The sequence below is a fragment of the Mycobacterium sp. 852002-51163_SCH5372311 genome (assembly GCF_001667115.1).
GTDB lineage: Bacteria > Actinomycetota > Actinomycetes > Mycobacteriales > Mycobacteriaceae > Mycobacterium.
On the sequence record NZ_LZIJ01000054.1, the window covers coordinates 1 to 14745 of the forward strand.

The 14745-nt window shown below is 62.9% G+C and carries 10 protein-coding genes and 2 pseudogenes; 3 read left to right on the plus strand and 9 right to left on the minus strand.

Going from position 1 to position 14745, the window contains the following annotated elements; all coding sequences use genetic code 11:
* The 7 genes and pseudogenes from A5791_RS27085 to A5791_RS06360 form a co-directional block, all read right to left on the minus strand.
* Positions 1-201 (minus strand): annotated as a pseudogene (locus A5791_RS27085) (hypothetical protein); the annotation flags it as partial.
* A 349-nt stretch (positions 202-550) separates the two neighbouring features.
* The gene (locus A5791_RS06335) at positions 551-2227 is read right to left on the minus strand and encodes an MFS transporter (protein WP_067232927.1); all 1677 of its coding nucleotides are present in this window, start codon (positions 2225-2227) and stop codon (positions 551-553) included.
* A 503-nt stretch (positions 2228-2730) separates the two neighbouring features.
* Positions 2731-3609: a metal-dependent hydrolase gene (locus tag A5791_RS06340; RefSeq protein WP_067232929.1), complete on the minus strand. Its 879-nt coding sequence runs from the start codon at positions 3607-3609 to the stop codon at positions 2731-2733.
* Positions 3610-3673: 64 nt separating this feature from the next.
* Positions 3674-5146 (minus strand): cytochrome P450, encoded by a 1473-nt coding sequence (locus tag A5791_RS06345; protein WP_067232930.1) that lies wholly within the window; start codon positions 5144-5146, stop codon positions 3674-3676.
* Between the two features lie 98 nt (positions 5147-5244).
* Positions 5245-5838 (minus strand): TetR/AcrR family transcriptional regulator, encoded by a 594-nt coding sequence (locus A5791_RS06350; RefSeq protein WP_067232947.1) that lies wholly within the window; start codon positions 5836-5838, stop codon positions 5245-5247.
* A 101-nt stretch (positions 5839-5939) separates the two neighbouring features.
* Positions 5940-6824: an alpha/beta fold hydrolase gene (locus tag A5791_RS06355; RefSeq protein WP_067232932.1), complete on the minus strand. Its 885-nt coding sequence runs from the start codon at positions 6822-6824 to the stop codon at positions 5940-5942.
* Positions 6825-6897: 73 nt separating this feature from the next.
* Positions 6898-7338 carry a PaaI family thioesterase gene (locus A5791_RS06360; protein ID WP_067232934.1) on the minus strand — a complete coding sequence of 147 codons (441 nt, stop codon included), beginning with the start codon at positions 7336-7338 and terminating at the stop codon, positions 6898-6900.
* Between the two features lie 177 nt (positions 7339-7515).
* Between A5791_RS06360 and A5791_RS25860 the strand changes: the two are divergent.
* Both A5791_RS25860 and A5791_RS06370 read left to right on the plus strand, forming a co-directional pair.
* Positions 7516-7988: pseudogene (locus A5791_RS25860) on the plus strand (PaaI family thioesterase).
* Between the two features lie 53 nt (positions 7989-8041).
* Positions 8042-8593, plus strand: coding sequence for a TetR family transcriptional regulator (locus A5791_RS06370; protein ID WP_231995818.1), 552 nt, complete (start codon positions 8042-8044; stop codon positions 8591-8593).
* Between the two features lie 166 nt (positions 8594-8759).
* Here the strand turns inward: A5791_RS06370 and A5791_RS06375 are convergent, their stop codons facing one another.
* The gene (locus tag A5791_RS06375; RefSeq protein ID WP_082966782.1) at positions 8760-11849 is read right to left on the minus strand and encodes an RND family transporter; all 3090 of its coding nucleotides are present in this window, start codon (positions 11847-11849) and stop codon (positions 8760-8762) included.
* 661 nt (positions 11850-12510) lie between these two features.
* Between A5791_RS06375 and A5791_RS06385 the strand changes: the two genes are divergently transcribed.
* Positions 12511-13140 carry a TetR/AcrR family transcriptional regulator gene (locus tag A5791_RS06385; RefSeq protein ID WP_067232942.1) on the plus strand — a complete coding sequence of 210 codons (630 nt, stop codon included), beginning with the start codon at positions 12511-12513 and terminating at the stop codon, positions 13138-13140.
* 69 nt (positions 13141-13209) lie between these two features.
* Here the strand turns inward: A5791_RS06385 and A5791_RS06390 are convergent, their stop codons facing one another.
* Entirely contained in the window at positions 13210-14403 is a 1194-nt protein-coding gene (locus tag A5791_RS06390; protein ID WP_067232957.1) for a cytochrome P450, read from the minus strand.
* Positions 14404-14745: the final 342 nt, after the last annotated feature.

Sequence of the window (14745 nt, forward strand, 5' to 3'; positions counted from 1 at the left end):
CGTGGTCATGGTGGCGATACCGGCTAGCCACAGGGCGGCCACAACGAGGCTGGTGTGAAGAGGAAGCCGCAGAATATGGCTGGCTTCGCGTGGCGTGGGTGGGCGCCGCTGAGTGATCCAGCTGGTGCTGCGGCGGCGGAGCATAGTCAGGGCGAACGCTCCGCAGGCTAGCGTAGCGGTGACGATCGCGACGAGAATCATGACTAGGGTCCAAACTGGTGGTCCGATTCGTTCTGGGGCCCCGCTAAGCACGATGAGGGCAATCACGATCACCCCGCCGGCCAAGTTTGAGCCCAGGGTCAGGGCGGGCAGTCCCCACACAGATGTGAGCAGTCCACTCCCGGAAGTGCTTGTCTGCGAAGCGTTCTTGTCGGGCGAGGGACGAATGGGGCGCGGGGTTACGGCGGTGTAGTCGGCCGGCTCGGTGAAGTCACCGAGGGGGCTCGGGATGCCGGCGTAAGTCACAGTCCGCCTCCACCGCTATCAAACGAGTGCGGGCCAGCAAGCACTAGCATCACCGGCTGCGGTTCCGCGCCTGGCATTGGTGTAGTCACTTGGGGTCTTTGAAGGTTTGAGTGTGCCAGCGGCCGGACGTCGGTACCCCTTGGTCGTACGCTATCGGGACGCCGTCTTTGTCGGTGTGCGCATCCGGCGGCCCGTGTCGGCCGGAAACTAAGGGGTCCGAACAGGTTTCAGAAGATACTTGGTTCGTGCGACGGCGCGCGGGTGCCCACACCGCCACGACGAGGGCACCGACCAGGGTAATGATCGATAAGACCACGCCAGCCTGCCCGTAACCGTGAATGAACGCGGACTTGGCGACGTGCGGCAGTTGGCCTCCTGTCGGGCCCGACTGGTCCGCGGCCTTCAGCGCGGCGGCCAGCGAGTCGGAGACCAGTTGGCGCACCGGGGGAGGCAGACGCGCCGTGGCGAGCTCGATGCGGCTGGTGTAACCGGCGGCGAGCACGCTGCCCGCAATGGCAATGCCAATGGCCGCGCCGACTTCTCGTGCGGCGTCGTTGACCGCGGCGGCCACCCCGTGTTTCTCCGCCGGCGTGGCGGCGACTATCGCGGCGGTTGCGGGAGCCATACACAGGCCCAGCCCTGTTCCCATGGCCAGCAGCGCCCAGAGGAACTCGGTGTAGCTGGAGTCGACATCGAGGCGGCTGGCCAAGGACAACCCGGCAGCGATCGCCAGCAGGCCCGACACAGTCAGCATACGCAGGCCCAACTGCTCAGCCAGCCACGGCGCAACCAGCGAAATGCCCACGATCGGAACGATGACCGGACCCAGCGCCAGCGCCGAGCCCAACGGCTCGTAGCCGACGACGAGTTGCAGGTACTGAATCAGCAGGTAAAACACTCCGAACAGCACCAAGAATTGCAAGGTGATCGCCCATGTGCCGCTGCCGAAGCCACGATCGGCGAACAACCGTAAGTCCAGCAACGGATGCTTACGGCGCAGTTCGACGACCACGAAGGCCACCGATGCCGCCGCACCCCCGACGAATAGGCTCAGCACCACCGGGTCGGTCCAGCCGCGCTGCGGCGCTTCTATCAGCCCGATGACGAACAGACCGATAGCGACCGCGACCACCGCTCCGCCCAGGTAATCCATTGCAGGATGGGCGTACTCACGCGACTTAGGCAGGGTCAGGGCGGCGATGAACAACACCAATCCGGCGGCGGTCAACCCGACGAAGACCGACTTCCACGACCAGTGCTGCAGCAACAACCCTGAGCACAGAATGCCCAGAATCCCGCCGGATCCGGCCACACCCGCCCAGATCGCGACGGCGCGGTTGCGGTGTCTGTCTTCGAACTCGGCGGTCATGATCGACAGGGTCGAGGGCATCACAAACGCCGCCCCGACACCGGCGACAGCGCGCGCGGCGATCAGCCAGACCGGATCCTGGATGAATAGTGGCACCACCGACGCGGTGGAGAACAACAGCAACCCCCCGATGAGCACTTCGCGGCGGCCGTATCGGTCACCGACCGCGCCCGCGGGCAACACCAGACAGGCCACCGCCAGCGTGTAGGCGTCGACGATCCATGTCAGCTGGATCTGGGTGGCGCCGGTGTCGGTGGCGATGTCAGACAGGGAGGTGTACAGGGCGGCCATTGAGCCGATGACCAGCGCCACCGCCAGGCAGGACACCGCCAACGTCCACTGCTGGCCCCGAGACATCGTCAGCACCGGCCGGATCGGATTGACGGAAGTCATCGCACCTCACTTTGGAAGCTTACGGTACGGTTGGTATCGCTACGATACTACTAGTACCCTAACTCGATCTATATCAATCAAAGGGGAGCGGCATGAAGCGTCACCTTGGCGAGGTGATGTGCGGTGGTTGATGCGGCCAGTGAATATCCGCTCGACGATGGTGATGACTTCGATTCCGCCGGTGAATCGCGATGCTGACGACCTGCGTGGGGGCCGAGCCTGGAATGAGGTGCTAGTGAAGGATGCAGACGGTCAGCCGTAGAACGATTAGGCCGGTCCAGTGCCTCTGATGCGGTGGGCCAGCAGGAAGTTTTCGATAGTGCGGTCCCGGTCTCTCGAGTGAGCGCTTTCATGCCGGCAAAACGATCGGCCCGACAAGTTGAATGCTTGCCAGAGTGACGTCGAACTCGTCGAGTCCGGCGCGGGTCTCCGGGCCTGCCAACAGCTCGTCAAAGGGTTGCCGGTACTGCTCGACGACGCGGGCGCTAAGACCAGTGACTCGGCTACCCCGCCGCTGACGGGCTGGTCGCTCGTTGGGCGCCATCGGCATCGAAGAGTTCCTTGGCCCAGTGTTCGAGGACTTCGGTGCTGTCCCAGTCATCGGGGTGGAACCCGGGGCGGTTGTAGGACATGAAGCGTTGCCGCGCACCCCGGCTGAACAACGGAGAACGGCGCAGGTTACCTAGGCTGCCCAACAGCCGCAACGGGTTGTAGGCCGCCCGGTCGCCCGCCAGCGACCCGGCCGTCTGGATGATCACTTCAGTGAAGAAGATCAGCGAGGCAATCCTCATTGCGCGGACTCTGGTGCGCTCGGTTCCGCCGACGGCTCGGAAGACGTCGAAGGCGACGGCCTTGTGCTCTGACTCTTCGAAAGCATGCCAGAGCAAAATTGGACGAACTTCGGTGTCGCCGATCAGCTTCTGGGCGTCCTCACTGGTCAGGATGATCTCGGCGAGGGTGGCCGTATAGTGCTCGAAAGCCGCCGTGACGGCAAGACGCATCTTCGGGGAGAACCGCTTCTCCAGCACGTTGATTAACCACTGAATGTGCCGCTCGATCCTTTCGGTCGGGTAGCCCATAGCCTGCAATCGCTCGTTGAGCAGCCGATGCTGGTACCGGTGGGTAGCCTCCTGCGCTATGAATCCCTTGATCGCCGCCTGGAGTTCGGGATCGCTGACTTGGTCACGATAGGTCCGTACGGACCGGATGAAGAAGTCCTCACCCTCCGGGAAGGTCGCGGACAGCATCGAAATGAAATGGCTCATCACCAAGTCACCGTCGACGAAATGCTGGCGTCGGGTACCGGAAGGCAACGCGAAGCGGACCCGTCGGGCCTTCAGCGGAACCCGCGATGCTGCCCGGGCAGGCGACTCACTGGTCATGGTCAACTCCCCGCTTCGAGTGACTCGCACCATCTGACTTTCAGATGTCATGAAAGACTTGGGATTACGGTTCCCACCGTCCCCGGCGGTCCAGAGCGATGGGAAGCCCATCGACAGGGATCGGGAGTGACGTGTTGTCCCACCGAACGGTGTACTCAGGGCCGACGCTCCACGTGTAGGTGCGCAACATCTGGTGCAGGATCGCTTTGACCTCGAGGGTGCCGAAGTGCATTCCGATGCACTTGTGCGCACCTGCCCCGAAGGGAATCCAGGCAAAGCGGTGAGCCTGGTCTTCGCGCCGGGGAGTGTCGAACCGGGAAGGATCGAAGCGATCCGGATCGCTCCATATATCTGTCACGAAATGATTGACCGCGGGGGTAATAGCCACGAGCGTGTCGACGGGAATGTAGTGGCCCGCAATGGCGGTGTCCTCGATTGTTTTGCGCATCACCAGAGGGACCGGCGCGACGAGTCGCAGCGACTCCTTAATGATCAGGTCGAGGGTGGTGAGCCCCTCCAGGTCCACGATGTCCGGGGTGCAATCGCCGAGGGCATCGGATTCGGCCCGCGCCCGATCCTGCCAGTCTGGGTGCTTGGCCAGGTAGTAGGCGACCGCCGTGGTGGTGATCGTCGAGGTGTCATGCGCAGCCATCATCAGAAAGATCATGTGGTTGATGACATCGGCGTCGGAGAACTGTGCACCATCTTCGGCTCTGGCATTGCACAGCGCGGCAAACAGGTCATCGCTGTGCCCGGCGCGAGCTGAGGGCAAGTGGCGAGCAAAATAATTCTCGAGTACACCCCGGCCCCGGATCCCGGCACGCCATCGGGTGCCCGGCAGCGGAGCCCGGACGATCGCGCTGGCAGCCCGGACGGTGGCGATGAAAGCGCGGTTGATCGCGTCGCGGTCGTCATTGCCGCGGCCACCCATGAATACCTCGGTGGCGATATCGAGGGTCAGCTTCTTGAGTAGCGGATATACGCGAGTGGACGAGCCGGATGGCCAGGTGGGCAGGGTTGCCCGTACGCACGGGGCGACCTGCTTGACGTATCCGGCGAGGCGGGGACGGGTGAAAGCCGCCTGCATGATGCGCCGGTGCATCCGGTGCTCATCGAAGCTCATTAGCATCAGGCCGCGGTGAAAGAACGCGTCGATGAAGAAGCTCCAGCCGTCTTGGGAGAATGCTTTGGCGTTGCTGGTGAAAGCCTCCTGAGTGGCGTCGGGCCCAGCGATCACCACCATTTTGGTGCCGAATGCTCCAATCCATGACACGGGTCCAAGCCGTTCGTATCGTTCTCGCCCGAAATCTGTCCCGAACCGGATGTAGTCGAGGGTGTGCCCGAGTAGGGGCAATCCGGCGTCGCCTGGCACTGCCTTGAGTCCGGTGCCAGCCGGCGGCGCAGCGAGGTCCCGAACCGGCCATCGTCGGCTCAAGTCACGAAGTCCGTCGTCGACGCGCTTTGGCGCGGGTAGCAAGATCACCGTCGAAAAGCGTTCCCTGGCTTTGTCAACGGGCGCGTGCAGCAAATCGGTCATGGTGTACTCCGTTCCCGAATGTGGCCGGAAAGGGGTTACAACCCAGTGTTTACAATGTAATAAGAGTTGTCAACATCTAAACAATCATGCTTCTTATGTCAACGACTGCCTGGTGCTGCAGATCCGAGTCCGAGGTAGCGAAGCGCAACTCGCGAGATCCGCTGACCCGTCGCTGTGGCGTCAGCGGCGGGTAGCACCAAGTGACTCACCGTCAACCGGACCATCGCATCGACGACATCGGCTACGTCATCGGCGTCGAGGCTCGGGACGTGCTCGGTGAACCACGTCACCAGCGCTGCCGAAGACAGCTCGAGAAGCGATGCCGATGTCGGCAACAGCGGCAGTACGCCGGTGCTGGGTGAATCCGGCTCAGCTTCGGCGCTCTGATTAGAAGTGAGCACCGCTCTCAGAAGCGGGCTGGACTCGGCCTCGTCCAGCGTGTACCGCACGGCGGCGGTGATACCACCGGCAATATCGGCGCCGTACTGATCCAGGATGGCACGGATACCGTCTAGGAACCGCTCTCCCTCTCGGAGGATCAGCGCGTCGCCGAGTCCCTTTTTGTCGGCGAACTCCTTATACAGCGTCGGACGGGACACGCCGACGAGCTGGGCAACTTCACTCATCCGTACCCGCTCCCAACCCTTCTCGATTGTCAGGGCGCGCGCAGTAGTCAAGACTTGCTCGCGCATGTGGCGGCGGAAAGACACGCGAATCGACTCGCCCGGCATGGTCAGCAGGATAAACGGGCTGCTCCGATTGGTCACACATCGGAGAGTCGGGGCCGATACGGTCACGTCGCGCGGTCGAGGAAGTCGGTTACGGCCCCAGTAAAGGCGTCGTTGTCATCGCCGGCGAGCATGTGCCCAGTGCCGGACACATCGACGGTCTCGGCGTGCGGGACGAGGTCCTGGAACTCCGCAACTGTCCGAGGTGAGACAACGTCAGAGAGGGCGCCCCGCACGAGAAGTGTTGGGGCGGTGATGCGTTGGGCCCCGTCAAGGAGCAACTGACCGATGGCCTCGAACTGCTCCGCGCCCCTTGCCGGATCAAGGGAAAGTGAGTCGAAGTTAGAGGTGATAAACGCGGGGTCCCATCGCCAGACCCACCGGCCGTCGCTGCGCCGTTGCAGCACCTTGTGAAGTCCGTCAAGGTTGTCGGGCCGGGAACGATGCGGGTTGTACGCGGCGATCACGTCGGCGGCATCCTCGAGCGAGGCGAACCCGTCGGGATGGGCCGCCATGAACGACACGACGCGACGCGCTCCGTCGAATTCCATTCGCGGAGTGATATCGACCAGGACCACGGCTGCCCACAGGCTGGGCGGTGCGAACAGGTGCGTGGCCAGGATCGTCATCCCTCCCAACGACGCGCCCACGACGGCGGCAGGGCGATCGTCGGCGAATCGCTCTCGTACCACAATCAGATCCGACGCGAGGCGCTCGACGTCGTATTGGCCGGTCGGTTCCCAGTCGCTATCGCCGTGGCCACGCGTGTCGTAGGCGACAACGCTATAGCCGCGAGCATGTAGCCGGCGGGCCGAGGCGGCCCAGGCGTGGCGGTTCTGACCGCCGCCGTGCAGAAGTAACACCACCGGCCGGTCAGATTCGCGCGTGTAGCAGTCGGCGGCGAGGGTGATACCGCCACTGGTGGGGATGCGCTCATGGGTTAGCGTCATGCGCCGTCACCTATCGCGACAGGTTCGGTGAGACTCGACCAACCGCGGAAAGACCTTCCCATGGCCTTTGTGCTCACGATGCACCTTCCTTGGGGCCAACGATTGTGACGGTGCCTTGGGCAGCGCAGACAAGCTTGCTCCAGTTAGTGATGTCGATGCGCGCGACGCCGCTACGCTTGCCCAGTGAGACGATGTCGCCCACGGCGACGCACACGCCACTAGATACCGGCCGCAACAGGTTCAGCTTGAACTCCGTTGTCGCGACCCATGACCCGGCTGGGATAACGGGATAGAAAAGAACGCCCAGGGTGTGGTCGACCATCGCCGACAGGCACCCTCCGTGGAGGTTGCCGAAGGGTGTCAGGAGGTCTTCTCGCGCGTCCATTTCGACGACCAGTCGTCCCGCGCTCAGCTTGGTGTGGCGGAAGCCAAGATAGTTCGAGACTCCACCCGCTGTCGCCGCTGCGCCGAGCATCTCCTCGGCGATCCGTTCGTCGAACTGGGCGAATTCCATCGCTACTCCGGTTCACTAGCGAGTGAGTTATGGTACTTAAAGTAGCGTAGCGAAACCGTCCGTGCTGGAGGTGTTTGCGTGGCGGTTGTGCCAATGACGGCCGCGTCAGTCGTCTGATCGAGGGGTGCTGCGGATTTGACTGAACCGCAACGATTACCGTCGCACACACCGACCTGCATGGGTTGCGGGCCGGAGAACCCCAGCGGGCTGCGGTTGGCGGTTTATCGCCTTCAAGAGGAGGTGTATGCCGATGTGCGTTCGATGAGCGGCATATCGGCGCGCCGGGCTTGGCCCATGGCGGCGCAATCGCCGCGGCATGCGACGACCTGCTTGGCTTCACCCTCTGGATCGCGGGCACCCCCGCGGTCACACGTAATCTTGCCGTCGAGTACCAGGTGCCTGTTCGGCTTCATCAGCCTCACCGCATTAGCGCACGCATCACTGCTCGGCGTGGTCGCGCTTTACACGTCAGCGGCACCGGCGTTGGTCGCGACGGGCTCACGCGATTTACCGCCACAGCCGTCTTCGCTGTCGTCGACATCGACCATTTCGCTGCCCACGGAGAAATCTCCGGCTTCGATGACTTGCTTGGTGATCTCGCTCGGTACGTCGGGCCGGGAACTGGTCGAAGCTCGGAAGAGGTGTCGTGATGCGACTCTCGGCTGACGGCGAGGTTGTACGGCCCTGTGCCGGTGTAGGTTTCGTGACGGAGATCGAGGAGCGTGCCGCGATTCTTGATGCTGCACGCGCGCTGGCCATCTCGGGAGGCTTCAGGGCTGTCAATTTGCGGGCGGTCGCCAAGCGGGCCGGCCTCACTCTCGGACCGGTGTGCCAGCATTTCAGGTCGAAGACCGACGTGCTGGTGAGTGTGCTCGTGCGTGAGTTCGAGCGCGTCGATGACGAACGCGATTGGAGCGCCTGCGCCGCGTCCCCAGTGGATCGCCTGGAATCGTTGTCAGCGCGACTTCACGACGAGTGGCAGCAGAACGCGCGGCTCACTGAGGCCACCGTTCGCGGCTTCGTAGTTGCCCACAACGACGAAGCCTTGACAGCCCAGCACGCGGTCGACGTCGTTGAAAGCATGTTGGCACGCGCTATCGCTGGGACGATGCCGGGGGCTTATGAGCGACAGGTTGCTGGGCTAATCACTGACATCTGGCTAGCCAACCTCATGGACTTCGTCGGCGGGCGCACGGTGGCGGCGGAGGCGCGAGATTGCATTAATCGAGCTGTGCGACGCCTCCTGGGCGTATGAGCGACTGCCACTGGAGCGCCTGTGATACGGGGCTGGTAGTTGGCCTTGAGGATTACTACGAGTTGGTGATTTCTCGGCCGATGCGACTCAGGGGAGATGTTCATCGAGCTCAATCCACGTCGCGCGCACCGTGCCCGTATTGCGGGTCCGGTGTCCACTGGCGGCTCTATGTTGTGCTTTGCCCTCGATTGGTGCTGTTAGCGAAGGCTTTTCGCTGCGGCCACCAACTGGCTTCGCGGAGTAGAGTGGCGATCGCGGGAACTGTGAGCGTGCGAACAACGAAGGTGTCGAGTAGTAGTCCGCAGCCGATGATGAATCCGGCTTGGATCATGATGGCGATAGAGCCGACCATGAGCCCGAACATGCTCGCCGCAAAGATGATTCCTGCCGAAGTGATGACCGAGCCGGTGTTTGCGACCGTCCGTAGTACGCCGACGCGGATGTTGCGGGCCGATTCTTCGCGCAGTCGGGAGATGAGCAGCATGTTGTAGTCGGCGCCAACCGCTACAAGGATGATAAATGCGAGAAGTGGTACGGGCCAGGCGATTTCCTTGCCGAGGGCGTATTGAAAGATGAGTGTTCCGATGCCCAATGCCGCGCCGTAGTTGAGCACTACGGTCCCCAGGAGGTACAGCGGTGCCACCAGGGCGCGCAGTAGTGCGACCAGAATCAGACCGACGATGATGAGGGTGGCAATGGAAAGCTGGTGGAAGTCGGCCGAGAGTAGGTGCTGGATATCGGAGTTGACGGCGGGAAATCCTGCCATTGACACGGTGACGTTGGCCAGAGAGGTATTGGGCCGGGCGGCATTAGCGACATCGGTGATTCTGTGGGCGAGGTTCATCGCGTCGCCGCTGTAGGGATCGTAGCTGGATTCGATGGCGAAACGTGCGGTCTTCCCGTCGGCGGACAGGAAATGTTTCGCGACGTCAGCGAATTGGCGGTTGTCGAAGGCACTGCTGGGAAGGTAGAAGCCGCTGGCGTTGTCTGACCCGGCGCTGGCCCGGGCGGCATTTTGCAGCTGGGTGGCAATCTGACTCATGCCGGACAGCATCTCGATGTTGCTATCGGCAAGGGCGTGGACGCCGGTGGCCAAGGCTTGGGCGCCAGAGGCTAATTGGCTGATACCGCTTTGGAGGCGGCGGATATTGCCGGCCAGGTCACCAGGGTCCCCGAGCGCGCCGAACGCCTTGCTCAGCGAGGTGATGGTGTTCTGCATGTCGGCCAAGGTGCCAGCGGTCGTATCGCTGCCCGGCTGATACAGGTCGCCGAGGTTGGCGAGCTGGCCGAAGAATCCGCGGTCGCGCAAGTTCACCAAAATCTGCACGTGGTCGCGAATCTGCGCGCACTCGGGTGTGGCGGCGCACCAGGGGGAGGTACTGAGCGCGCCCATGAGAGGGTCAATCGCGGCGATGGCGTTCTGGGCTTGTTCGGCTTGCTGACGCAGGCCCGGTCCTGATCGTATGGCCTCGTCGACTGCGGGCACGGTAGCCGACAACTGCTGCAGCAGTGGCCGGAACCGCTGGGTTAGCACGCCCTTGGACTGGGCCTGCGTGAGGATTCCGGTCAGGGGTGTCAACGCTGTGCGCAGGGTTGTGTCAAGTTTGGCCAGACCGCCGGCGAGTTGGTCGGCGCCGTCGGTGAGTTTGGCCAGGTCCTGCTTGCGGGCGTTTCCGTCGGCGACCGCGCTGGCCATCTTGTCGCCGATCTGGCCGTTTTGCCAGGAAAGTTGAGCCTGGTCCAGCCGTGTGCCGGCAGGGCGGGTGACGCCGAAGACTTTGATCACACCCGGTAGTTGCGACACCCGCGACGCAATTTCGTCCAGGTCGGCCAAGCCCTTACCGGTGCGCATATCGCTGGGCGATTCAACGACCAAGAATTCGGTGATGACCACATCCTTGCGAAAATGCCTGTCCAGCAGCTGATAACCCTCGTTGCTGTCAGAAGTGCTCAGTTGTCCCTGGCGGTCGTCGTAGCTGACACGCATGGTCAGCGCCACGGCCCCAAGCGCTAGCACCAAAACCAGGCTAGCCACCAACAGTGGTACCGGTCGGCGGACAACGGCCACCGCAATCCAGTTCCAGTAGCGGCGGGTGCGATCAGCCTTCGGCTCCCCGATGCCGCGCTTTGCGGCCAGCGCCAACACCGGGGGTAAGAGAGTCACTGTCGCCGCAAATCCTACGAAAACAGCGATGGCGCACGCTGGTCCCAGGGCCGCGAATACGCTCAGTTTCGCGAACACCATGGCCAAAAACGCAAACGCGACGGTGGCGGCCGAGGCCAGGATCACGCGCCCGATAGTGGCGGTTGCGTTGACGACGGCGAGATCCGCGGGTACCTGTTGTCGCCGCTGCTCGTGGTAGCGGCTGATCAGAAATACCGAATAGTCGGTGCCCGCGCCCAGCAAGATTGCCATCATAAACGCGATCGTGAACTGCGACACCGGCATTCCTGATTCGCCGAGTGCCGATAGCACTCCACGCCCGACCGCCAGGCTCACTCCAATGACTAGCAGCGGCAACAATGCCGTAAATACTGACCGATATACCAGGAGCAAGATCAGCGCGATCAGACCCGCGGTCGCAGCCGAGATGACCACCAAATCTTTTTCGGCTGAAGCGATCTGATCGCTGAAGGTAGCCGGGGGTCCGGTGACGCGGACGGTGGTGTTCGAGCCGGCGAAGCAATCAGCGGCGATGGTACGTACGGCGTGAACGGATTCGGCGGCGTTGGGATCGCCGAGCGTTCCGACCACGCCGACCGGCAGATACCAGGCTTTGCCATCTTGGCTAACCGCCTGGCCGGCAGTAACCGGGTCGGCCAACAAGTCCTGCACCAGGCGCACGTGGTTGGAGTCGGCACGCAACCGCGAAATCATCGTGTCGTAGCGCTGCCGGATCGGCGGAGTTAACCCAGTCGGATCCTCCATCGCCACAAATATTGTCGTCTTGGCCCCCTGCTCCCCAAAGGCCGCGCCCGTGCGATCAACCGTCTGCAGCGAGGGCGTATGACGCGGGATCAGGTTCACCGACTGTTGTTTGACAATCGTTTCCAGCTGCGGAAACAGCAATGCGAGGGCGCCGGCCATGCCGAGCCAGATCGCGATCACCAGGACCTTATGCCGAAGGGTGAAATTGGCCACGCCAGCTAATCGAGCGCTGTAGGCGCCCTCGGCGCCCGCGACCCTAGGACGCCGCTTTCGAGCCGGGCGCCTCGCAGTCGACACACCCGAGAAATCCCGCCCGCTGGAGGCCATCCCCGCCCCTGTTAGCTCAAAGACACCAATCGTATCGCACCGGTACTATTAGTACCCTTCTGCGCGATCGGCGAAACTGCCAGTGCGCGCAACACGCGATCGCTGTCGCGGTCTTATGAACGGCGTAGGCGATATGCCAGCCGTGTGGCCATCCTGGTCGGCTCGTGCACGTGGTCGTGCATTTCCCGGTTCATCAGGTCCTCGTCCAAGTATGACGAGGAGCGAGCGGGGTAGTGACGTGGGCGCACGCGGTCCCCGTCCATCGGCGGCTCTCGGTGTATGCGCGTTTGGATGCTACGTCGGACGCGGGTGAAGTCGTGGGCCGCGCGCGTCCATAGGTGAGTCTTGGTCAACCCAAGCGGCAAATTCATCGCAGGCCACCATCCTCTGTCTGCGCGCTGGCCGGCGATGCAAGCCGGGAATGTTGGTGCGTAAGCCGCGCGAACTCCCCTGTGGTGGCCGCACTGCGGACCTGCACCGGGGATCCTTTGACCGACGATGTGTTCACGATGATGCCTCCTTCGGCGCTCTCCCCGTGATAAGGGTACTGTCAGTATCGCTACGATACTAACAGTATCCCTGATTGCTTGCGAGCGGTGCACGCGGTGGGCGCGGGCGAGATTGCTCCCGGCGATGCAACCGGGGGGTTTACGGTGAATAAGTGGAACGCGACGCCGTTGACTTGCCGGTCGAAGACGACGATGACGTTGACCCGCGCCGGCTGCGCTCGCGGACCCGGCTATTGGATGCAGCCACCAAGCTTCTCAGCGCGGGCGGGATTGAGGCCGTCACGATCGACGCGGTCACCAAAGCCTCCAAAGTCGCGCGTACCACGCTGTATCGCCACTTCAGCAGTTCGACGCAACTGCTTGCGGCCACGTTTGAGCGATTGTTGCCTCAAGTGACACCCGCCGCGGAGACAGGATCGTTGCGGGATCAACTCGTTGAGCTGTTGAGCCGGCAAGCCACGCTGTTTCAGGAGGCGCCGCTGCATGCCACCACTTTGGCCTGGGTCGCGCTTGGCCCGACACCAGAAGGCGCGCAGGAGTCCGGGGATCGGCATACGCTGCGCACGCGGATCATCGACCACTATCGCCAGCCGTTCGACACCCTTTTGCAAAGTTCAGAAGCCCGTGCTGAACTCGACGATTTCGACTCGGAGCTGTTCCTGTGTCAGCTGGTGGGGCCAGTGGCGTTCGCGCGTCTGACCGGGTTGCGGGCGATCGAGCGTCACGACTGCGAGCGCATCGTCGATGGCGTTCTCGCTGCATATCGTCGTCACCCCGACTAGCCCGTAGCGGCGTACCCCCGACGGACCACCCGTCCGCGGTAGCCGGTCCGGCCAGCCTGCGCGGCGCAGCTAATTGGGGGCCCAGGAGATCGGTAATGACACATAGCCTCGGATCGGGCCGGAACGCAGCCGCCGCGCGCTTACCAGGTCGACCTCCCAGTCGGGCATGCGGCTAAGCAATGCGCGCAGCGCGATCCGGGCCTCCATCCGCGCTAACGACGCGCCGAGGCAGAAGTGAACGCCGCGGCCGAACGCGACCTGATGTTCGGGTTTGCGTCCGATATCGAATGTGTCGGGATCGGGAAAGACGCGCTCGTCGCGGTTCGCCGAGCCGAAAAGCAGCAGCACCGAGTCGCCGGCAGACATCGTGGCGCCATACAACGTGACGTCGCGTGTCAGGGTTCGTGAAAGTCCTTGCACGGGTGAGTCATAGCGCAGCAACTCTTCAACCGCGGGACCGAGCAAGCTGTCGTCCCCGGCCATGCGGCGGCGGACGTCGGGATGCTCCGCGAGTACTACGGCGGCGTTGCCGAGCAGATTGGACGTGGTCTCGTGGCCGGCGATCAGCAACAACAGACAAAACCCCAGGACGTCATCATCGCTGAGACGCTTCCCCTCGATCTCGGCGCACACCAGGGCCGACATCAAGTCGCCCCGTGGTTCGCGGCGACGCTCGGCCAGGAAATCGGTGAAATAACCGTAGATGGCGGCCGCGGCGGCCAGTCCCTCACCGGTCTCACCGCGGGCCGGATTGGACTGGACCATCGCATTGGACCACTGCCGAAACTGTCCGCGGTCCTCGCGGGGGACGCCGAGCAAATCGGCGATCACCATCGCCGGCAGCACTGCGGCAAAGTCGGCGACAAAATCCGCCGACCCCGCCCCGTTGTCAAGGCAACCAGACAACCGATCGGCCAAGTCCTCAATCCCGCTACTTAGCGCTGCGATCCGCCGCGGGGTGAACGCCTTGCTTACCAGCGCCCGCAGCTGATCGTGTCGCGGAGGATCCATCATAATCATCATGGGCAAGAACGATGCGTGAAAATCCGAGCCCGGCGGAGTGGGAAATATGCCGTCCACCGACGAGAACCTATGGTGATCCAGCAGAGCAGCGGTGACATCATCATGGCGACTGAGCACCCAGGTAGTCGAATCGGTGGCCCAGTACACCGGAGCTTCGTCGCGTAGCTGGCGATAGATCGGGTAAGGGTCGTCCAGAATTTCTTGGTCGAACGGGTCATAACGAAGCTGCACCGTGGACATTTCGTCTCCCACCGCATTGCAGAGCTGATTGCACTCTCGTTGAATAAGCGCAAGGCTACTCGTAGTACTGTTGCGGTACCATCGGTTTCTTTCTCGAATTTCTGGGGACGGGGGATGGGGTGATCCAGGAGCGCGTCCGTACGAATGACGGCACTCTCGTGGCCGGAGCACATCGAATCACCGCCCCGACGCGTCTGATACGTGGCGCTCTCTCAGGCGGAGTCTCCAAGAAGACTCTCGGTGAATTTCTCGATCTCGTCCCTCGCACCGAAACATCGGATGTCACCCGGTACTGGTCACATGGTTGCCGGTGGCGACGACGACTTCACCGAGGCGGTCAGC

Bases quoted from the DNA above. Each gene is read 5' to 3' on its own strand.
- A5791_RS06355 (WP_067232932.1), bottom strand. From the start codon at position 6,824: ATGACGCTAACCCATGAGCGCATCCCCACCAGTGGCGGTATCACCCTC.
- A5791_RS06335 (WP_067232927.1), bottom strand. From the start codon at position 2,227: ATGACTTCCGTCAATCCGATCCGGCCGGTGCTGACGATGTCTCGGGGC.
- A5791_RS06375 (WP_082966782.1), bottom strand. From the start codon at position 11,849: ATGGCCTCCAGCGGGCGGGATTTCTCGGGTGTGTCGACTGCGAGGCGC.
- A5791_RS06360 (WP_067232934.1), bottom strand. From the start codon at position 7,338: ATGGAATTCGCCCAGTTCGACGAACGGATCGCCGAGGAGATGCTCGGC.
- A5791_RS06350 (WP_067232947.1), bottom strand. From the start codon at position 5,838: ATGCGCGAGCAAGTCTTGACTACTGCGCGCGCCCTGACAATCGAGAAG.
- A5791_RS06390 (WP_067232957.1), bottom strand. From the start codon at position 14,403: ATGTCCACGGTGCAGCTTCGTTATGACCCGTTCGACCAAGAAATTCTG.
- A5791_RS06340 (WP_067232929.1), bottom strand. From the start codon at position 3,609: ATGACCAGTGAGTCGCCTGCCCGGGCAGCATCGCGGGTTCCGCTGAAG.
- A5791_RS06345 (WP_067232930.1), bottom strand. From the start codon at position 5,146: ATGACCGATTTGCTGCACGCGCCCGTTGACAAAGCCAGGGAACGCTTT.